Consider the following 20,855-nt stretch of genomic DNA (forward strand, 5'->3'; position numbering starts at 1 on the left):
TTGGTTTCCGTTCGTCGGTTTTGAATGGATTCGCGCGAAAACGAATCGGCTGGCGACTGATCATCGCGGTCGCCGCCTTTCGCCGCCGCGTGATCAGAAACCTCGATCGGCCTTTCATTGCACACCGTCGCGATGTGTTCGCCGGTCGTCTGCCTGTTGGAACAAAATGAGCGAACTCAAACCACGACACCCCCTGGTCGACGACGAGATGCTCGAGGACGACCTCGAGATGGATCTCGAATCGGAACAGCAACGATCGCGACTGGGCCGCCGCCGAAAACGAAAGCGTGGTCATCGGCGACGTCTGACGTTGGCCGTGCTGCCAACCATTTTGACGCTGGGCAACGGTGTGTGTGGTTTGGCCGCGATCGCGATCGCCGTCAGCACCGCCTCGCTTGATTGGACGCCCGAATCGAAATTGTTCGCTGCCGGTTTGCTGATCTTTGGCGGCATGCTGTTCGATGCGTTGGATGGATCGGCGGCACGTTTGACGGGACAAGCCAGCCGCTTTGGTGCTGAATTGGATTCTTTGTGCGACGCGGTGACCTTTGGTGTTGCTCCGGCGGTCATCGTGTGGCGGATCAGCGACGTGCTGCTACAACGATTGACGTGGGGTATCGGCGTGCTGTTCGCGTTGTGTGTGTTGATCCGGTTGGCGCGTTTCAATGTCGAAACGCCCGAAGACGACGACCACGAAGGCTTCGAAGGCTTGCCCTCACCCGCCGCGGCCGGAACCATCGCGGCATTCGCCATTGCAATCCCCGACTTGGCTGACTTTGCCGTCGAAGAAACCTATCCCGAATGGATTCATCAACTGGCGCAGTTCGCTCTAAACGGATCGCACTACGTGATTCCGATCTTGGCATTGGTGCTCGCGTTCCTGATGGTTTCGCGTTACGAGTACCCACACGTATTCGCTCAACTGGTTCGCGGCCGACGAGCACCACACCAAATTGGTCAAGCCTTGTTCGCTGTCGTTGGTGTTGTGTTGCTGCACTGGGTCGCTCTGCCCGTTGTCTTTTGTTACTTCGCGTTCATGTCACCCGTGCGTAGTTTCCTGCAAGGCAAATCAGCGAGCACCGCTGGTTCGAATCCAACAACGTCGGCCGAAAGCGGATGATCGCCCGTTGGCTGGTGGGGATGATCTTTGGCACGTTGATCGTTGCGATCACGTCGCCGCTGTTTGTCCGCAGCTACGTTCCTCGTCAATGGGATGACGCCAGACAGCAAATCATTCTCCGGCCAGGTGACAGCTATCGTTGGCGAAGCGAAGGATACGCCACCACCGCGATCGGGCCTCACGGCATGATGGGGCGGACTAGTTTGCCTACCCGTCCTTCGGCAACTGAACGCGAACTTGAAACATCGCCGGCAACGGTTGCTCTTTGGGGAGACTCTCAAGCCGAAGGCGTCAGCGTTGCTGACACGAACAAGCTTTTTCGCCAAATCGAACGTTTTGCGGACCAACGGGCGTCGGGCACGGTTCACGTTTTGCCACTCGGAAAAAGCGGCGATGACGCGAATGCCTGGATCGCGCAGATGCCTTTGGTGGAAGACAACCTGGGCGTCACCAACCACGTGATCTTGTTGTGCGAAACGGTGGACTTGTTGGTTCAGCCACCAACCGACACTACTGAGTATTCAGCACCGGTCATCACAAACGATCCAGTCGGAAAGCTTCCCGACTTCCTGCTGCAAGCCGCGAAAAACTTGGTGATCGATGACCGAAACGGTGGTCCCCGCAGTCTTCGTTTTCAAGTCGGACCGGTTAACTCGGATACCGATCTAACGCACCAAATGAACGAAGCTGTCGATTCGTTGGAACAACGAAGCAACTTTGTCGAGACCTTGACTCGAATCCGCGAGGCCAGCGATCGCGATGTAACTTTGGTCTACGCACCTCGATCCCCCGTCGTGTTCGCGGGCGGCCTGCGTTGGCATGATCCCGACGCAACTTCCTTCACGATGATTCGCGAGACTTGCGAAGACCTTGGAATCGACGTCATCGATTGTCGCCAAGCGTTTCGCGAGATGGTTCAACGCGGCGTTTTTCCACACGGCTTCCACAACGGTGAGATCGGCAACGGCCACCTGAACGAAGATGGCTACCGCGTCATCGCGGAACAATTGATCCAGTCGTGGAAAGGTGATACTCGGGGAGCCACCGAGTGAATTTTACTCAGTTGGAGTTTTTGATCTTCCTTGCGGTCGTCGTTGCCGTGACTTGGTGCCTTCGCCAACGCAACGCACGCAACGTTTGGTTGCTGGTCGCCAGCTACTACTTCTATGCGTATTGGGACTTTCGATTCTGCGGATTGTTGTTGCTTTCGACGATCGTTGACTTCGCCGTTGCTCAGCAGATCCATCGCTCGCACGAAGCAACGGTTCGCAGACGCTGGCTTTGGGTGAGTCTGGCCGTCAACTTAGGAATGCTGGGGTTTTTCAAGTATTTCAACTTCTTTCTCGATACCGCCAAGCCATTGGTCGAAGCCGTCGGCCTGAACGCCAGCACGCTTCCAATCGTGTTGCCAGTGGGAATTTCCTTCTTCACGTTTCAAACGCTCAGCTACACGATCGACGTTTACCGGCGAAAGCTCACACCCACGTCGCGGTTCCTTGACTTCGCCTTGTATGTGGCATTCTTCCCGCAATTGGTGGCCGGCCCCATCGTTCGCGCGGTGCATCTGCTGCCGCAACTATCAACCGTGCCCCGATGGAGAAAGCTGCGTTTCTACAACGGATTTCAACAGTTGCTTCGCGGCGCGGTCAAGAAAGTGCTGATCGCGGACCACTTGGCCGCGCTGGTCGACGGCGTTTTCGCTGGGCCTGAGTTGTATTCCTCGCTGACGGTTTGGCTCGCTGTGGTCGGGTACGCCGGTCAGATCTACTACGACTTTTCCGGCTACAGCGACATGGCGATTGGAATCGCGAAAATGCTGGGGTACCGGTTCCCGGTCAACTTTCGACATCCCTATTGGTCCGTCTCCATCGGTGAGTTTTGGCACCGATGGCACATCACATTGTCCACCTGGCTGCGCGACTATCTTTTCATCCCGCTTGGTGGTTCACGTGGATCCCAATTGCAAACCGCCCGGAACTTGATGCTGACGATGACGCTCGGCGGACTCTGGCACGGCGCCGCCATGACGTTTGTCCTATGGGGCATTTGGCACGGACTCGCATTGGTTGCCAGTCGCGTTCGAACATTCCGTTTCCCCCGGTTCACCAATTGGTTGATGACGTTGGGCATCGTGCTGTTTGGCTGGGTGCTGTTCCGAGCCGAAACCGCCGCGGACGCTTGGGTAATCTATCAACGTCTGATCGGACTAAGAGTTGACGTTCCCTTGACCGCTGACGGTTCACTGATGTGGCAACAACCGGGCTCGATGCTTTGGCTGCCTCCGCTTCCGCTCTTGGCGATCGCGTGCATGTTCGCCGAACACTTGGCTTGGCGAACGCAACTGAGACGGTGGATGCGACTGCCGATAGACAATTGGTTCTCGCCGGTTGCGACGTCGATCTTGTTGTGGGCGCTGTTGCTGTACGCCCCTCGCGGCTTTCGTCCGTTCGTCTACTTTCAGTTTTGAATCAAATAGCAACGCCGCACTTCGCTCAATTCACGTCCGCGTCTTCCAATCCAAACCGGACAAATTCGCGATTGCCAATGCGAGTGCCTGCGTGCCATCGCGTTCGTGCCCTTGTGCGGCGACGGCTTGATAAAGCTGTTCCGCCAAGGCCAACCCAGGCATCGACAACTTCATTCGGCGTGACTCAGCCAAAGCGATGCCCATGTCCTTGATGAAGTGTTCCACGTAGAAACCCGGGTCAAAATCATTGCCGATGATTCGCGGTCCCAAGTTGCTGAGCGACCAACTTCCCGCCGCGCCCGAACCGACCGACTGCAACACCGTTGGCAGATCCAAACCGGCACGATGCCCATAAATCAAAGCTTCGCAAACGCCGATCATGTTCGTCGCGATCAAAATTTGATTGACCATTTTGGTGTGCTGACCGGCACCCGGTCCACCTTGATGGACAATCGTTTTGCCCATGATCTCTAGCATCGGACGAACGCGTTGCAACGCATCCGCATCGCCGCCGACCATGATGGACAGTGCCCCGTTGCGTGCTCCCGTGTCGCCGCCGGAAACCGGTGCATCCAACGATGCCACCTGTTTCTGCGCGGCATGCTCCGCGATCTCGACGGCCAGCGATGGTTCGCTGGTGGTCATGTCCACCACGACGCTACCGGGCTTCGCACCCGCCAGCACTCCCGATTCAGGATCCAGAATGACCTGCCGGACGTCTCGCGGGTAACCAACGATGGTGAAGATCACGTCGCTCTGTTCCGCGACTTCTTTCGGTGTTGCACACCACGTTGCCCCCGCCGCCAACAAATCGCTGGCCTTTTCTTTGGTTCGCGTGGTGACCGCGACGGCGTAACCACCTTTCAGCAAGTGACCGCACATGCTGGATCCCATCACTCCCGTTCCAATCCATCCGATTCGTGGAAGTGATTGGGTGTCTGACATGGCGAGTTACCTGGTGGGTAGGGGGACTCTCAAGATGCGATGATGAAAACTGTCAGCAATGTAAAGCTGATCGTCGTGTATGCAAACGCCATGAGGCCTGCGCAGTTGGTATTCACCAAGATTCAATGTGCCGACGGTGCCGTTTTGCGGGTCATAGACACGGACTAAATGGTTCACATCGTCGGCGATAAAAACACGCCCATCGGATGCAACGTCCATGTGTTTTGGGCCGTTGAACGAGGATGCCAGACCCTCACCGTCAACACTGCCTTTCTTGCCGTTGCCCGCCAGCACCGTCGCGGAATGATCCTCGTCCATTCTTCGCAAACGATTCCCATTTCGTTCCAGTACCAGCAACCGCCCTTGCGGATCCAGGTCGACCGCCCGCGGGTCCTTCAACTTGGCATCTCGTCCCACCAAAACATCCACAATCCCCGTTTCGAGATAGATCGAACGAACCACTTGATTGCCGATGTCCGCGACTAGCAACCGACGACGGTCCGGCGTCAACGTGACACAGATTGGCTCATGAAACGTCGCCTCGTGCCGAACGACTCGCTCCTTCGACGGACCTTCTTTGCCTGTCCCCGCGAACGTGTCCACAAACCACTCTCCCGAGGCGTTTTGTTGCAAACGACGCACCGAATGATTGCTGTGATCCGACAAATACAGGACGTCATGGTCATCGATCGCCAAGTTATGCAGCTTGTTGAATCGAGCCTGTTTGGCCGGACCGTCGACATAGCCCAACGCATTGGCGTCGCTTGCTGATTCGGGACCCGCGATCACCTTTGGTTCCGTCGGGTTATCGGGAGCACAACGCAAGACACGACCGCCATCAAACTCAACGATCCACATTCGGTTGTGGGAATCAAACTCCACCGCGAAGGGTGTATTGAGCGGACCGGGTGCAGGCTGCGAGTCAAAGCTTGGCGAATCGGGACCAATCAGCACCTCCACCGGCAAAGCCTCCGAAGGAACCAAAATTCGGGGATCTTCGGCTTCGAGTGAGAGGCAAGGAAACAGACCAATCGCCACAGCTGCTGCGGTCGCAAGACATCGTGATTTCATTAAAGTTGTGCAATTCCAGTTTGAGACGTATTCCACGTGAACGAGGCTACTTTCAGACCAACAATTCTCGAATCGGTTTGCCGTTGTCCGTGATGGGAATCGGCCGATCGCCGTCGTAGAGCAACTTGTTCGGATCAATCCCCAGCGACGCATGCACGGTCGCAAAGAGATCGGGCACGCCAACAGGTGACTCGACGATGTTCTGCGACAGTTCATCGGTCACACCAAACGCCCCCGAGTGATTCAAACCACCACCGGCCAACACACACGTGAACGTTTTGCCTTGGTGCCCACGTCCACCACCTGAGTCAAATCCCGGTGGTCGACCAAACTCGGACGAGACCATGATCAGTGTCTTATCGAGAAGACCATGTTGGTCCAAATCATCCATCAACGTCGCCATGGATGTGTCGAGATCCTGGATCAGCTCGTGTTGCTTCTCGATTCCATCGTTGTGAACGTCCCAACCCGTTCCGTTGATGAAGTTCAGGTTATGCGAAACCTCGACAAACCGCACACCGCGTTGAATCAGACGCCGCGAAAGCAAGCAACGCTGGCCGAACTCGCTGCCATACTGATTCCGCAGGGAATCCGGTTCACGATTCAGCTCGAAGACGCTGCCAAAGTCAGGTCCGCTCAGTTTCAAGGACTGCTGAATCGCCGAATCGTAATCCGCGACCGATGGGTCACCGTCAAATCGCTGCAATGCCGACTGGCGAGTCATCGACAGCAAACGCTTGCGTTTCTCCTGCCGTGCGTTGTCGACACCGTACGGAAGCGACAAACCAGCGGGCCCCTTGGACGTGTCCGTCAAATACAGGTATCCAGCCGATGCACCCAAAAATCCAGGACCGCGCGTCACGTTTGGATAACCGATCAAAACGTAAGGCGGAACACCGTCATCCGCGGCACCCAATTCGTGTGCAACTGTGCTGCCGAGCGAGGGATAGGTGACCGTCCCCGTCACGATTCGCCCGGTGTGCATGCGATTGGTCGCCGCCGCGTGCTCATCGATCACATCATGATGGACCGTTCGTACTGCCGTGACTCGGTCCATCCGCTCTGCCAACATGGGCAGGTACTCACAAACGGAGACCCCCGGCACGGCGGTGTCGATCGATCGGTACAACGATCCAGGCTTCTTGGCTTTCGGATCGCCGACACGCTTCGGATCGAACGTGTCGATCTGCCCCATTCCGCCACCTAACCAGATGGAGATGACGTGTTCGGCTTTGCCAAACGGCGTCGACTCACTTTCGTTTGCCAACAGCGAGTTTGGAAAACGCACGTTGCCGGACAACGACAGAGCGGTTCCCGCCGCGGCGGTTTGCATCCAGTGCCTGCGAGTTGGCTTCATCATGGGATCCACACAAATTCGGGGGAGTTGACCAACGACCAAACAACGTCTTCATAGTTTTGTCGCCAGGAGGATCGGAGACGGACATCCGGAGGGTCACCGTGCACCGCACGTTCTTCCAGTTCCAATTTGATACTGTTGGCGCGGTCGGCCAAATGATTCGACCAAGACACGTGCTCGAGCGGTGGCAGTGCGTCCAAAGAGATTCGATGAGCTTCCGGGACGACGCGGTCTTCAAACCCATCCGCTAACACTTCCGCGATGACGTGCAACTCATCGGGATTCGGCGAACGCGAAAGGAATCGTGTGTAGAGCGATGTGGCCAAGCCGTTTGGCGTTTTAGCACTTACGGCCAAATCAGCCAACTCGCTGCCATTTGACGCGGCAACCATCCAGGAACCAAACACTGAATTGCCAATCGCCCCCGGTTGCAGCACGTTCGGATCATGATCGCGGCGATCAATCGCTGACTGGCGAGATCCGGTCCAACCAAACGTTTCGAGCACCGTGACCACGGCTCCCGCTCGTGGGAATGCCAAACTCGGCCGGTCGCGTTCGTTGGACAACGTGGTGAATTGCCACGCACGTTCGGGCGGAGCCAAATGAATCATGGTCGCGGGCGGACGACGAGCTTCTTGGTCAAACGTCAACGCTTCGACCTGCATCGGCTTTCCCGACCCAACGACCATCGAGTCCACAATTTGTTCGGCCGTCAAACGCCGTCGGTCCGGAGCCGCAAACAACCGCTCGCCCGGTCCCACCGACGCATTGTTGCCGATAGCTTCGCGTTGATAGGTCTGTGACTTCATGATCGAGCCAATCAAATCACGAAAGTCATAACCTCCGCCGACAAAGTCTCTCGCCAACCACTGCAGGAGCTCCGGGTGACTCGGTTGCGAGTTCTCCCAATCACCGAGCGGCTCAACGAAACCTGCTCCGACCAAACGTTGCCAAACTCGATTGACGATGACTTCGGCGAATCGCGCGTTTTCAGGAATCGTGATCGCCGCCGCCAATCGTTCGCGAGGATCAGCCGGGTCGCGCATCCAGCGATCCAATCGGTCTTCCGCCACCAAGTTTGCAAACGGCCACGTTGGAGCAACAGGCTTGCCAGGCGGCAAGGTCACCTGGATCAACGAAGCACGGCCCGGATGGTCTTCGAAGAACGCCGCCGGAACGCTGCTGCTGGCGGGAACCTTCAGTGGTTTGCGGGCCAGCAGCGCTGCCAACGAATACAGATCTTGCTGCGTCGTTTCATGATACGGCGAATCGTGACAGCGAGCGCATTGCAAGTTCATGCCCATGAATGCGGATGCCGCCACGATGCAACGCGTCGCTTCCGGAGCGTCATTGTCGGCCGCCATCCCAAACCCAGCACTGCCACCTTCGTACCGGCTGCCACGAAGCATCAACAACTCGGTCGCCATCCGGTCCAAAGGTTTGTGGTCCGAGAGCGATTCATGCAAGAAGAATCGAAAAGGGCCAGTGTTGTTCAATGATGGCTTGAGCAAGTTCGGATTTTCTGCCAACACGTCCTGCCAGAAGCTGACCCAGTGATCAGCGAAGCCGCTGTGGTTCAGCAAATCGTCCACCAATCGATCGCGTTTGTTCGGCGAGTCATCCTGGACAAATGCGTTGTACTGCGACTCCGTCGGTGGCACGCCGATCACGTCCAAATAGGCTCGACGGACGAAAGAAGCGTCGTCCGTCAACCGAGCCAGCTTGATCTCGACGGATGATGTCTCCTCGGGCCACATCGCGCCATCCGCGATCCATCGATCCAACGTTTCCATTTCCTCGTTAGACAAAGGCTCCGATGGCGGCATGCGTTCCGATTCATCTTCGCTTCGAACACGCCGCATCAATTCGCTTGCATGCGGATCGCCCGCGGTCACCACGGCCTCGCCGGAATCGCCGCCCTTTCGAATGGCTTCCGCTGAACTCAATCGCAGCCCGCCTTCATCACTTTCGTCGTGACAACGAAAACATCGATCGCGAAGGATCGGCAAAACTTCTTGCTTGAAGTGTTTGTCGTGCTCCGCGTTTGTACCCGAGCGACGATCACCGGCTTCCTGACGTTCCAGCAAAGGCTGAATTTTCGCGGCAATGAAACGATCGATTGGATGCGGCGATTTGAGCCCGTCGTTGACGACCTTCAATTTCGGTGGGTTGATCGGCGGCAACTGCTTGATCCACGTGGACGCCATGTCATGACGTTCTTGCCAGTAATCGTTGTGCTTCGCGGCCCGCGAAATGCGATTCTTTCGGTCGTGGTGCCACAAGTCTGCTTCGAGGATCGCAGTCTGTTCCTCGATGACTTCGTCGGTCATCGGCAACCAATCCATGGCTGAATCCGGCGTGGAGTCGCCGCTGTCAGGCTGCAGCAACCGGAACGGCCCCCGACCGTGAAACTGCACCGCCACCAAAGTCTCACCGGGTTCGGTCCGGTACCTCGGACCGCCCACTACGGTTTCCAAAATGATGTCGTGTTGGCCGTCTTTCGGAAGCGAATGCTCCACGAGCGTTTCCTGCACACCGTAGGCCAAGCGTCGCATTCCCGGCCCCGGGCGTTCCGGCAATGGTTGGACTGGGTTGTGCCCATCGGTTCGTCCGGTCTGAGGTTTCACCGTCGCAATGGTTTGATCGTCCAACCAAAGCTTGGCCAAACCACGAGTCCGCACCAACCATCGATGCTCCCCCGCTGGCAAACTGGCTTTCAATCCCAAACGCAGATGAGTCGCCCCATCGTAAGATTCACGAATCCCGTAGTCGTCGTATTTCAACGGCAATCGATGGATCAGCAACGGCCCGCGTGTTTCCAGCGTCGATCCGATCTCAGGAATCTCTTCGTCCCACTGCGTATGCGATCGGACGCTGTCATTCCACCACCAATCGATGCTCCCCACATTCAGCGGCATCTTTGGCGCGGTGGGTGGAGGCGATGGCAACGGATTCCAAGCTTTCGCGATTCTTTCCGCGTCCAACGATTTTCGCGAAACAACCATGCGGTCGATTCGGCCTCGGAAGCTCGATGCGGCCTGGCCACCCATCGACGAACCCACCCAGACTTCAGAATCGTCCACGACCGGAGCGTTTTGCGTTGGCCCGCCCATGTCCCATTTGCCGCTGACCCGTTCACCATTCAACCAAGCCTGCAGGCTGTTTGGTTCACCGAACTCATAGGTCAACGCCAAATGATGCCAGGTCCGTCGCGTTGTAAAACCTTTGTCCGATGTCCAGCGATGCCATGGGCTGCCATTGATCGGTTCCGGCGTCGCGAACAAGAAACTCAAACGGCTGGTTCCATTCAGTTGCCTCAGCCGGATCGCCCAGTTCTGATTGTTGGCCGAGAAGCCTTTTGCATGCGTGCGACCTTTGCCAATCAAATAGACATTCTGACCTTCGCCGATTTCATCCACACGAACGATGGCTTCGAATGAAAAGCGATCGCCATTGTCAAAATCCCAAAACGACTTCGTCCCAGGGTCTTTGACCACCAACCGGCTTCCCTTCCCGCCGAACAACGCCGCCCGATTCTCTGCTTGTGCGTCGGGATAGCGAGGCGGCTTTGGCCCGGCGATCTCCCAGTCAACATCGCCCGCCTGCCTCAGTTCGTCAAAACTCGCTTCGGCTTCATCCAGCGAATCAAAGTCCAACACCCATGCGGCATCAGCATGTTGGTCATCCGCCGCCGCGTCCACGGAAGGCAACAACAACGCCATGCCGATCAAGCAGAAAGCGTACAAACCAGCTTTCTTCATGCCCGCACGCGGCGCACGCCAGTGGTCACTCAATCTCAGCCGTCCGGAATTCACACTCATCACGGGCTCACCGTCTTCGCCAGCGGAAGATGGCATCATTCCAGGACTCAACGTCCGAGCGTGCTCGCACGCTCTCGTTGGCAAAGCAAACGAAAACATCGCGTTTTGAGGTGGGAGGGAAGGAAGGTGGGTAGGCGGGAGCCGCGGCAGAACCACAGCGATCTCAACACTATAGACAACATTGCCTGGTCAATGTGACGCTGATCCCCACATTTCACCTCCTGCGGAGCCGCAACTCCCGTAACCAGCCCTCGATTACCGAGAACTCAATCACCGAACCCATATTCGCGCTCTACTCGGCACACGCGGACTCGGTATTGTTCGTACCACTTCGCACGCCCATCGGACTGTGCCTGCCGGTGCTCGGTCGCCGCTCGCCAACGAGCGATGGCATCAAGGTCTCGCCAATAAGAAACGGTGATTCCCCCGCCATCTCCATCGCGGACACTTTCTACGCCCAAGTAGCCGTCCTGCTCAGCCGCTAATGCCAACATGCGTTCTGCCGTCGCGGAATAGCCTTCGTCATCAACGGCTGTCCGGCACGATGTGAACACCACAGCGTAATACGGCGTCGGTGGGGTGGACGCGAGCAAGTTGTCTTCCGCCATCGCATGGTTCCGATCAAAACAGTTTCCAGGGTGTCCGGCCGCGAAGTCGAACCAATCCACTTCGTGTTCAACGAGCCAAACGGGGATGGATTCAGTTTGGCAGTCTGAGGGGCGGCGTCGAACTGGTCCAATGATGGATCAGCCCCAATGATGGATCAGCGACTGAACAGACGGTTACTCGCTGTGTTACTCACTCCCCGCCTGGTCGCGTTCCAGAAATCGCTTGGCACGATCAGCCGCGGCTTCCATCAGAGCATCCGTACGTTCCGTAGCAGTCTCCGACAGTCTCTCCGCGTCCATCTGTTGAATCGTCTCGATCGCCTTTCCGGCGCTCGCCGTCACGACAGGTTGGACTTCATCGGCGAATCGCTGGAAACGGGCCTCCATCCGCTCCGTTGTGCTGACGGCACGCTCCACCTTCGGCAACAGGCCAAATACCAATCCCGCAACTGCCAAAGAGGTGACGAACAGATTCGCCGCCAATAGTCGCACCATCCACGTCAGCTTTTTTGACAGATCGGTCTCGTTCAATGGAATTCACCAGCAGGAAAAATGGATTGCGTGCGTGTGCCTCTGAGTCGGCTCCAGGATTCTACCACCCCGCACCACCGCCCTGGACAACCTCGACATTTGTCCGCTGCTGGAGGTTCTGCCTCAACGATCTTCTCGTACTGGCTTCATTTCAACTTAAAAAAACACCAAAAGAAACTTTAGACATCAGCATTCGTTCTACGTCTCCACCAAGCGATGCCGATGTTGACGACCACGAGCGTAAGGAAAAGGCCACCCAGCAAGAGCCCAACCGCAAAGTCCCGATTGATGAAGAATGCATGGCTTGTAACCGTGATGTCGCCCATCGACGTTGTGTTCGATGACGAGCTGGTGAACTGAAACACAATGTCTCCATCCTGCAAACTCACGTCGTCTGAAGCATAAAACCACCAAAGAGTGATCGCCCAACAACCTAGGATGAAAGCAGAAACGAACCAGTGAGCTCGAAGCGAACTGGATCGCACTGCTCCAGGCGACAGCACTGTTGAAGACTCGTACGGATTGTCTGTCATAGCAGAACGCCTCACCGGTAAGATCTCCTGGTAGTACCGCGTGTCGATCAGGAAGCCGATCCGTTCTATCGAACAGCCATTGCGGGAAAAGTCTAAACGATCGGCAGCTCTCACAGAGGTTGAGCTGCGCAGATGGGACGTGAAGTTCACATCAAGCGATATGACCTGCCAACTCCGGTCTGTCGAATTCTATCGGCGTGGGTAGCGCTCTTTGACTTGAAATCCAACAGTTTTCTCAATCGCGTCTAGCTCAACCTCCATTTCGGCGTCCGCATCATCCACGTCAAACACTTCGTTAGTGAAGAAAGTCTTGACGACTTTCGCTACGACCGTTTTCTCGCGAATCATTGAGCAACAAAACAACCAACAGCACCAAAAACATCCCGGCTCCCCTCGCCCCGCTTCGGGGAGAGGGGTTGGGGGAGAGGGGCCACGATCCACAGCTCACCGCACAGGATCCACCGTTGGCCATCCGATCCGCTCCACTTGCATCCACCAAACGCCACCCCCAAATCCACAACGACAAGTGGCGTCCACTGGTGCGTACAACATCGCTCGGGATGATTGGCGATCAAATGGTCCCGGCTTCGTGCCCCGAACGCGCAAACGGTCGAGGTTCCCTTGGTCGGTGCGCGCCCTGATGCGACAATGGTTCAGCCCATCCCTGTGCCTGCCCGTTTCAGACCCTCAGACCATTTCCGCTCTCTCGCAGTCAACCGATGTCTCAATCACCGATCGTCGAACCGATGCATCCCCAGCCCGCTCACGCTGAAGCCAAAAAGTCGAACACAGGTTGCCTCTTGCTCGGCCTGGGCGGTGGTTGTCTCGTCGTTGTATTGATTTGCGGCGGTTTGATTGGAGCAGGCATCTTCGGTGTCTTTGCGATGATCAAATCGAGTGAACCGTACACCGAGTCGCTCGCCAAAGCACAAACGAATGTGGAGTTGCAATCAGCGATCGGGGATCCAATCGAGCCGTCTGTTCTCGTTCAAGGAAACATCAATCTCAACAACGATGACGGCAAAGCGGATCTGAACTATTCCGTCAGCGGCCCCGATGGATCGGCGACGGTGCATGTGGTCGGAACCAAAACCGACGGAAACTGGGATTACACCCGGATGGACGCAACCACAGCAGACGGGACGACCATTGACCTATTGGCCGATTAGACCGACGCGTCGACTTCGTGTTCCCCCGGGCGAGCAACACGCCATTACCCATTCCACTGATTCGAACTGCCTTTGCTTTCTGCGGACCGATTTGCCTCGTCGCTGATCGTGTTGCACAGAAGCCCTTTTCACACCAGACATGGACGTCGCAGCAACAACCAGGCAACCAAACCGAAAGTTGCAATCAAACACAGCAACGGAAATTCAACCGCCGCGTAGTCCTCACTCCACGAAGAATCAAATCGAAAGGGTTGAATCACATCACCTGGCGATTCGGCAAACAGATGAAACGGACCTCGCTTCAGAAGATCAACGTGCCAATAGCCAGAAAGCGTCCCTGTCCATTGCGTCAACGGTTCAGCTTCCATGTCGCCAGTGATTGGATGTGATGCGATGGCATTGTGGGAAACTCCGGAAGCACCGCCAAGTACGATTTCTTGTGAGCCGACATCGATGAACAAATACAAATTGCAGCCCAAAAGATTGAGCGTTAAGACCATCAATGCAACAGTGGATGCGATACCGCAGCACCAGCCGGCAATCCGCCGTGAAGTCCGCTTGTGAATTGGGCGAGTCGCTAGTGCAGATGCTTCGTACGGACGGACCAAATTGAACCAGCCCAGGTTTAGGTAGATTGGAAAACGACACCGGCATGAACGACGCGAGTATTGCCTGAACTACGGCGGCTCGTCAAATTGATTGAATATCATCGCGAACGACCGAAGGTGCACCCGAATGGCAATAGCTTGAAAACCATGTTGCGTGACCAATCGCGATCGGGGTTACGACCAGAAGAATAGTTGAACGAATTCAGCGTATTCAGAACCGCCGATCAATTTCGTGCATTCTTCACGCATTTGTCGATCGGCTGATTCGTCGTCCGCTAAATCGCCGTCGTCTGCACATCGCTCGAAAAACACGTCCATTTCACAAAGTGCTGCAACAAGCGACGTTTGATTGGGAGCAGCCATGCACAGCGTTCGGTTAACAATCTCATGATCGTAAAGACAGAGTCTCCCGTCAGCGAGCAGGCAAAGCGCATCGCATTCAAGGACGCCTAGGAACGTGGACGTATCGGGAAGTTTCCAGTACGGGAAACGTTCTGTAGCGGATTCGGTTGGAACAAATTCGAGCACGCCAATTTCGCGAAGCGAGGATTGCCATGCAGCGATTGTGAGATCAATAGCCGGCATATTGAAAGATTCGGCCGCACAACGGAAGGTTTTTGCAAAACCGACGCAACCGAAGCGAAGGTGGATTGAATTGCATTCGACTGTACAATGGGGACGAGGCCTGCACCATGGCGTAGGTATGCCCGTAGGTCCTTAGCGTAAAGACCATGTTATGTGCCCCGGCCCACCGGAGAAGAGCCATGAATCTTAACCTGCCGAGCGAACTCAACGATTTTGTGAAAGGTCTTGTTGCCCAAGGACGTTATAATTCCGAGGAAGATGCCATCGTCGAGGGCATCAAGCTGTTGATGGGGCGCGAGCAATTGCGAGGCGAGATTCAAAAGGGCGTTGAGCAATTGAATGCAGGGGAATTCTACGACGAAGAAGCCGTGTTCGACGAGGTCAACGCAGAGATTGACAAGGTAGAAGCTCAGCAGCAAGGAAGCTGAGGACATGCCGAGACTCCGGTATTCCGCAGAATCGAAAGAAGACCTGAAGCAAATCGCCCGATTCATCGCCCGCGACAAACCCGTTGCCGCTCGAAGGTGGCTAGCAAAGCTGCGTGAAAAGTGTCGTCTCGTCGCCAATCATCCCGACGTCGGCGATGCGCGTCCAGAGCTAGGTGAGAACATTCGATCAACGTATGTTGGCAGCTACGTGATCTTCTTTCGGCACGTTGAAGGGTACCTGGAAATCGTTCGCGTCATTCGTGGTGATGTTGATGATCCAGACATCTAGGGGCACACAACGGAAGGTTTTAACGACACCGCCCTAAACGAAGCGAGCGAGTCTGAACTGCGAAAGATTGTACCAAGGCCAACCCGCGTTGCCAAAGAGGGAAGGTGTGCTGGAGGCCTCAGCGTAAAAACCATGTTAGCGGCCACGGCAACTTGCGTTTTGGTTTGACGGTGCCATAAACGCCCAAATCTTCGAGTGGGATATCGGGCCATTCCAAGGGCAATGTTACCGACGGCAATTCGGGCGAAATCTCAAGTGGTAGTCGGGTAAAGAAGAACTGTTCAGCCTGAGCGAAGTGTTTGTCATTGTGAAAACGGTACAAGACGGCGCGGAGTTGGAGATAGTAGACGCCGGATTCACGTGGGATCGAAAATGGGATCAGGCCCGGAATGTCGATGGAGTCCGCATCTAGGTCGACGTACTTGTACACCGTGTGGCAATCGGTGACTGAGTCGCCGGGCGGGTCGCCATCAAACGGCGGTGGAGTGTCAGCAGTCGGGACTCGAAAGAATGCGACGTCGAGTGAGAACCCACGAGCGGTTGGCAAGTTCGAGTGCTCAATGACACCGTCGAAGGTCAAATCTGCCATTTAGGTAGTGGCCGCTAACGAGTATTTGAACGAAAGAGTGTCGCCCATGCTTGAAACGGGTCTCGCCAATATTACCAGACCTTGTTTCCAGATCCGTTGTTCGTTCCCAGAAGTTCGATTCCCGACGTCGCGGCTTGGCAGGCTTGCACGCAGCATTTTTTAGCCGTTCGTGGTTTGACGTTGGTGTTCGTACAGGGCGATGCCGGCGGTCACGCTGAGGTTCAAACTGCGGACCTGTTCTCGCATTGGAAGCCTGAGAGATCGCGGATCATCCGGCTTCAAGATCGATGCGGGCAGTCCACTCGTTTCTCGTCCAAAAACCAGCACGTCACCCAGTTGGAAATCGGCTTCCCAAATCGTGCGTCGCGCAAACTTCGAAAAGAAAAAGAACCGTTCCGGATCCAAACGCTGGCACAACACTTCCCATGAAGGCACCGGTTCCCAGTCCAAATACTGCCAATAGTCCAAGCCGGCCCGCCGCACTCGTTTCTCGTCAAATTGAAACGATGCTGGCTCCACAATCCACAGTTTAGCCCCGACCGCAACGCACGTGCGTCCGATATTCCCCGTGTTCTGGGGGATTTCGGGTTGGTAGAGGACAACGTGGGCGGGCTGAGTCGCCGCTAAGGGTGAACTGTCGGACATCATCGGGACATTGAAACGAAACGAAACAAGTCGCAACATCGTTGGTTGCGAAATGAGTATCCTACGGTGACTTCGGTGGTTGTCCCAGCCAGTTGAGAACGTGTCCACATCACGGCTCGTCGCAAGCGGCAGGAACGAACACCGTCCCGCCCCACATCCTGCCTTGGGTAGACGATCCTCTCCACGAACCCAGTCCGCAACAGCTCAACCGATTCGCGGGCCAACCGCGGCTGACTTGGTTCCTGGTTCGATGCGATCGTCGCATGCCTTTCGGCACGGCACCGTTCACGAACGTTTCTTTCCCTCCGACGATTGCAACATGACTCGTACCTTGAACTTTCGATCGCTCTTCGGCCTCGTCGCGGCAGCGTGTCTCGCGACCACCAGCATGGCTCAGGATTCCAGCGCTTCATCCGCATGGAAAACACTCTTCAACGGCGAGGATCTATCAGGATGGCACGGCCAACCACACTTTGATCCGTACAAGTTGGCAGAACTTTCTGACGAAGAACGCCAAGCCAAGATTGCGGAATGGACCGAAGACGCAAAGAAACATTGGTCGGTCGAGAATGGCGAACTGGTCAACGACGGCCACGGCGCTTACCTGACGACAGACGAAACCTATTCCGATTATGAGTTGAAGCTGGAATATCGCACGGTCGCCAAAGCGGACAGTGGGATCTACTTGAAAGGCACGCCTCAAGTTCAGATTTGGGACAGCACCGACGAAGGCAAGTTCAGCTTGGGAGCCAACCTGGGCAGTGGTGCTTTGTGGAACAATTCACCTGGTGCTGCGGGGAAGGACCCGTTGGTCAAAGCCGACAAGCCGTTCGGCGAGTGGAACTCGGTTCGCATCGTACAAGTCGGCTCGCGAACGTCCGTTTGGCTGAACGATCAGATGACCGTGGACCATGCGATCATGGAAAACTACTGGCGACGCGACGAGCCTTTGCCACCGTCAGGTCCGATTCAGCTTCAAACCCACGGCGGCGAGATCCGTTGGCGAAACATCATGGTTCGTCCCATTGAGATCGACGAAGCCAATGACATCTTGGCGTCGCATCACACCGATGGTTTTCAGTCGGTCTTCGATGGAAAGACACTGGATGGCTGGGTGGGGGCGGTCAACGATTATGAGGTTACCGAAGATGGAACGATCCAGTGCCAGAAGGGCAAAGGAGGCAACCTGTTGACGGAGAAGGAATACGATGACTTCACGGTGCGTCTGCGTTTCCGCTTGCCACCTCGCGGCAACAACGGCTTGGCAATTCGTGCTCCCTTACAAGGCAATCCCGCCTACGCCGCGATGACGGAGTTGCAAGTCTTGGACAACGACCATCCCGCTTATGCCAAATTGGATCAGCGGCAATACCATGGTTCGGCATACGGAATGGCGGCAGCCAAACGCGGTTACCTGCGTCCGACCGGTGAGTGGAACTTCCAACAAGTCACGGTGATCGGCCCCACGATTCGCGTCGAGTTGAATGGCAACATCATCCTGAACACGGACTTGTCGCAGATCGATGACTACATGGCCGACAGCCCGCACCCTGGGAAGACGCGCAAGTCAGGGCACTTCGGTTTCGCTGGACACAACGACCCGGTGGAATTCAAAGACATCTCGATTCGCGAAGAAAAATAGTTTTTGAGGGCGGCGGATCATACGGATCCGACTCCGGTTCAAAACGTCAAACAACAACATCGATAGCCGCGGTCCATGCAGGAACGCGGCTATTCTCATGAAGATCTAGTCGACCGCCATCGTCGTCATTTGGACACACTCGTTTCTGCGAGTCACGGATCGTATACTCATGGCCACTAGACCAATCCACCCAGCCGACGCTGTCCCCCCAATCCGCCAACCTGCTGGTCCACCGCCATGAACTTCCGCAACCTATTGAAGCCACTGAAGCGTCGAGTCCTTCAACGTTCCCAGACTGCCTCACGCCGGGGAAGTGACGTCGAATGGTCCGCGGAGACATTGGAACCCCGTCTGTTGCTGGCGGGTGACGCGGGGCAGGAGATCAGCTTTGCTGCGAACGCTTCGGGGATCCAGATTCAGGCGATCGGTGAAACGGGCGAGGAGTATCTGGAGGTCCGCTATGACAATCGAGACATTGGCTACATGCTTTTGACGACGGAGTGGGCGACTTACCAGTTCGACGTCGACTACACCTCGATTGACCCATCGAAGTTGCAGATTCATTTTCTAAATGATTTGTACGATCCCGATCAGGGCATCGATCGAAATGCACAAATTGGAAGCGTCACGATCGGGGATCAGGTACTGAGCAGTGACGCGGCGGACGTTTTCTCGACGGGAACTTGGTTGGCAGAAGACGGCATTGTGGCGGGATCCGGTCGTGGCAGCGTTTTGAATGCCAATGGTTACCTTCAATACGGCACCCCCACCGGTTCGGAATTGGTCGTCTACGCGCGTGGCGCCGAAGGCGCTGAATTGATGAGCGTGCAGGCGGGCGAGTATCACGCGAATCGCATCAACGTGGGAACCGAATTGCAAGCTTATCGTTTCTATGTGAACGAAGTCATTGACCCAAACTCGGTTCGCATCGAATTCTTGAACGATCTTTATCGCCCCGATCTCGGGATCGATCAAAACCTCATCATCGACCGCATCGAATTGGATGGGGTGACCTACCAAAGCGAAGACGCATCGACCTACGTGACCGGCGTGTTCCGCGATGGACAAATTCGATCGGGTTACTATCAAACCGAACAGATCGATGCTCGCGGGTACATGCAATTTGACGCAACCACGTTTGAAAGCGAACGTTACCGACTGGATCAGTCCATTGTCGGTGACGGTTTGACAGAACTGACCACGACGTTCCCGTTTGATGATCATCACGCGATCAACTCGAACAATCAGTCCGTGCTGGCTTGGACCGAAACGGACTGGGGCCAAGGAAGCACTTTCGTTCGCACCATCAATGTTCAAGTCGTCAATGCCGATGGCACCGTGGACGAGAACTTCAATGGCGGTGAGCCCGTTGATTTGATCGCGGCGACGATGGCCCACCTGAATGACACCTCGGGTGAAACCTATCGCTATTCACTTCGAGAAGTCGCGACTGACTCACAAGATCGCATTCTGGCTCAGGTTCAGAAGTACGACACCAATGGATTTTTCAATAACTACACGACTTTTTTGATCCGTTTGCAGGCCGACGGTCAATTTGACGCCGGCTTCGCCAGTAATGGCTTTTTGCAAATCAACGAAGGCAGCATCACCACCGCCTCAGCGATGGCTCTCGACGGCCAAGACCGAATTTTGGTTAGCAACGCGACGACCATTGCCCGCTACAACTCCGATGGTTCGGCGGACAACTCCTTCGGGGATTCCGGATCGACTGGCATCCCAGCACCTGACGTGGCGAACTACACGCCAGGCAGCACGAAACTGGCCATCCGTGACGACAACTCAATTGTCGTGCTGACCGGATTGCAATACAACGCCAACCCATCCGCGAACTATTTGGTGCAACTGAACGAAGACGGTTCGACCGGGACTTGGTTCGGTGACAACGGCATTGTTTCGATTCCTTACCAGCAATTCTCGCTGTATTCGAACTTCAGCGAACGGTTCGAGCAGATGATTGTCGACGATCAAGGCCGAATCACGTTGCTTGGGGATGTCGCGGTTCTGCGATACACCATCAACGGTCAATTGGACGCAACGTTCGGTGACGGCGGGCGAACGTTACTGCCCGAATACACCGTTTCGGACGGACAAGTGTTCTTTGGTTCGTACAACAATTTCTTCATCCAAGACGGCGAGGGTCGTTTCCTGATTCCATACGTCGGCGGCTTGGCGAGATTGACGGCGGACGGCCAACTGGATGCGACCTTCGGCGGCGGCGACGGGTTGGCTGCGTTCCAACCGATCGAGAATGGTAATTTGCAAACCTACTCTGTTCGCGAAGGTTTGATCGACAACGATGGTGAGCTTCGCACCTTGGCAAGAGCCAACACCGGGTTCGGTGTGGCTTATTGGGAATTGGTTTGAAGCCTGATTTGAATTGGTCGTCGTGAAAGCATCCTTCGCGAAGGATTCGTCGCGTCGTGAAA

General features: G+C 55.8%; 18 protein-coding genes. 8 read left to right on the forward strand and 10 right to left on the reverse strand.

What is annotated here, in order from left to right; genetic code table 11:
- The first annotated feature begins 166 nt into the window (after positions 1 to 166).
- Genes pssA through LOC70_RS23740 form a run of 3 tightly spaced genes read left to right on the forward strand, consistent with a single transcriptional unit; the run spans position 167 to position 3,587 of the window.
- Positions 167 to 1,120 carry a CDP-diacylglycerol--serine O-phosphatidyltransferase gene (gene pssA / locus LOC70_RS23730; RefSeq protein ID WP_230256549.1) on the forward strand — a complete coding sequence of 318 codons (954 nt, stop codon included), beginning with the start codon at positions 167 to 169 and terminating at the stop codon, positions 1,118 to 1,120.
- Entirely contained in the window at positions 1,117 to 2,172 is a 1,056-nt protein-coding gene (locus LOC70_RS23735; RefSeq protein ID WP_230256550.1) for a hypothetical protein, read from the forward strand. The genes pssA and LOC70_RS23735 overlap by 4 nt, the downstream gene beginning before the upstream one ends.
- A complete protein-coding gene (locus LOC70_RS23740) occupies positions 2,169 to 3,587 on the forward strand; it encodes an MBOAT family O-acyltransferase (protein ID WP_230256551.1) in 1,419 nt (472 codons plus the stop codon). Before LOC70_RS23735 ends, LOC70_RS23740 begins: the two co-directional genes overlap by 4 nt.
- A 30-nt stretch (positions 3,588 to 3,617) precedes the next feature.
- Here the strand turns inward: LOC70_RS23740 and LOC70_RS23745 are convergent, their stop codons facing one another.
- From LOC70_RS23745 to LOC70_RS23770, 6 genes are all read right to left on the reverse strand, one after another.
- Entirely contained in the window at positions 3,618 to 4,532 is a 915-nt protein-coding gene (locus LOC70_RS23745; RefSeq protein WP_230256552.1) for an NAD(P)-dependent oxidoreductase, read from the reverse strand.
- A gap of 6 nt (positions 4,533 to 4,538) precedes the next feature.
- Complete coding sequence (locus LOC70_RS23750) at positions 4,539 to 5,603, reverse strand: hypothetical protein (protein WP_230256553.1); 1,065 nt, start codon at positions 5,601 to 5,603, stop codon at positions 4,539 to 4,541.
- Positions 5,604 to 5,655: 52 nt separating this feature from the next.
- A complete protein-coding gene (locus LOC70_RS23755; protein ID WP_230256637.1) occupies positions 5,656 to 6,960 on the reverse strand; it encodes a DUF1501 domain-containing protein in 1,305 nt (434 codons plus the stop codon).
- Positions 6,960 to 10,820: a DUF1553 domain-containing protein gene (locus LOC70_RS23760; RefSeq protein ID WP_230256554.1), complete on the reverse strand. Its 3,861-nt coding sequence runs from the start codon at positions 10,818 to 10,820 to the stop codon at positions 6,960 to 6,962. The genes LOC70_RS23755 and LOC70_RS23760 overlap by 1 nt, the downstream gene beginning before the upstream one ends.
- A gap of 227 nt (positions 10,821 to 11,047) precedes the next feature.
- Positions 11,048 to 11,389, reverse strand: coding sequence for an antibiotic biosynthesis monooxygenase family protein (locus LOC70_RS23765; RefSeq protein ID WP_230256555.1), 342 nt, complete (start codon positions 11,387 to 11,389; stop codon positions 11,048 to 11,050).
- 186 nt (positions 11,390 to 11,575) lie between these two features.
- Positions 11,576 to 11,920: a hypothetical protein gene (locus LOC70_RS23770; RefSeq protein ID WP_230256556.1), complete on the reverse strand. Its 345-nt coding sequence runs from the start codon at positions 11,918 to 11,920 to the stop codon at positions 11,576 to 11,578.
- A gap of 1,252 nt (positions 11,921 to 13,172) precedes the next feature.
- On the opposite strand from LOC70_RS23770, the gene LOC70_RS23775 reads away from it, so the two are divergent.
- Complete coding sequence (locus LOC70_RS23775; RefSeq protein ID WP_230256557.1) at positions 13,173 to 13,622, forward strand: cytochrome c oxidase assembly factor 1 family protein; 450 nt, start codon at positions 13,173 to 13,175, stop codon at positions 13,620 to 13,622.
- Between the two features lie 128 nt (positions 13,623 to 13,750).
- Here LOC70_RS23775 and LOC70_RS23780 read toward each other — a convergent pair whose 3' ends face one another.
- Both LOC70_RS23780 and LOC70_RS23785 read right to left on the reverse strand, forming a co-directional pair.
- Positions 13,751 to 13,990: a hypothetical protein gene (locus LOC70_RS23780; RefSeq protein ID WP_230256558.1), complete on the reverse strand. Its 240-nt coding sequence runs from the start codon at positions 13,988 to 13,990 to the stop codon at positions 13,751 to 13,753.
- 414 nt (positions 13,991 to 14,404) lie between these two features.
- Positions 14,405 to 14,815: a hypothetical protein gene (locus LOC70_RS23785; protein WP_230256559.1), complete on the reverse strand. Its 411-nt coding sequence runs from the start codon at positions 14,813 to 14,815 to the stop codon at positions 14,405 to 14,407.
- A gap of 179 nt (positions 14,816 to 14,994) precedes the next feature.
- On the opposite strand from LOC70_RS23785, the gene LOC70_RS23790 reads away from it, so the two are divergent.
- On the forward strand, positions 14,995 to 15,243 hold the full coding sequence (locus tag LOC70_RS23790; protein ID WP_230256560.1) for a ribbon-helix-helix domain-containing protein: 249 nt from the start codon (positions 14,995 to 14,997) through the stop codon (positions 15,241 to 15,243).
- Positions 15,244 to 15,247: 4 nt separating this feature from the next.
- Positions 15,248 to 15,532 (forward strand): type II toxin-antitoxin system RelE/ParE family toxin, encoded by a 285-nt coding sequence (locus LOC70_RS23795; protein ID WP_230256561.1) that lies wholly within the window; start codon positions 15,248 to 15,250, stop codon positions 15,530 to 15,532.
- Positions 15,533 to 15,650: 118 nt separating this feature from the next.
- Here the strand turns inward: LOC70_RS23795 and LOC70_RS23800 are convergent, their stop codons facing one another.
- Positions 15,651 to 16,121, reverse strand: a complete 471-nt coding sequence (locus LOC70_RS23800; protein ID WP_230256562.1) for a hypothetical protein — start codon at positions 16,119 to 16,121, stop codon at positions 15,651 to 15,653.
- A 159-nt stretch (positions 16,122 to 16,280) separates the two neighbouring features.
- Positions 16,281 to 16,769 (reverse strand): tRNA (cytidine(34)-2'-O)-methyltransferase, encoded by a 489-nt coding sequence (locus tag LOC70_RS23805; protein ID WP_230256563.1) that lies wholly within the window; start codon positions 16,767 to 16,769, stop codon positions 16,281 to 16,283.
- Positions 16,770 to 17,085: 316 nt separating this feature from the next.
- Between LOC70_RS23805 and LOC70_RS23810 the strand changes: the two genes are divergently transcribed.
- Both LOC70_RS23810 and LOC70_RS23815 read left to right on the forward strand, forming a co-directional pair.
- Positions 17,086 to 18,408: a 3-keto-disaccharide hydrolase gene (locus tag LOC70_RS23810; protein WP_230256564.1), complete on the forward strand. Its 1,323-nt coding sequence runs from the start codon at positions 17,086 to 17,088 to the stop codon at positions 18,406 to 18,408.
- 237 nt (positions 18,409 to 18,645) lie between these two features.
- Positions 18,646 to 20,793 carry a carbohydrate-binding domain-containing protein gene (locus tag LOC70_RS23815; protein WP_230256565.1) on the forward strand — a complete coding sequence of 716 codons (2,148 nt, stop codon included), beginning with the start codon at positions 18,646 to 18,648 and terminating at the stop codon, positions 20,791 to 20,793.
- Positions 20,794 to 20,855: the final 62 nt, after the last annotated feature.

Source organism: Rhodopirellula halodulae (assembly GCF_020966775.1).
Classification (GTDB): domain Bacteria; phylum Planctomycetota; class Planctomycetia; order Pirellulales; family Pirellulaceae; genus Rhodopirellula; species Rhodopirellula halodulae.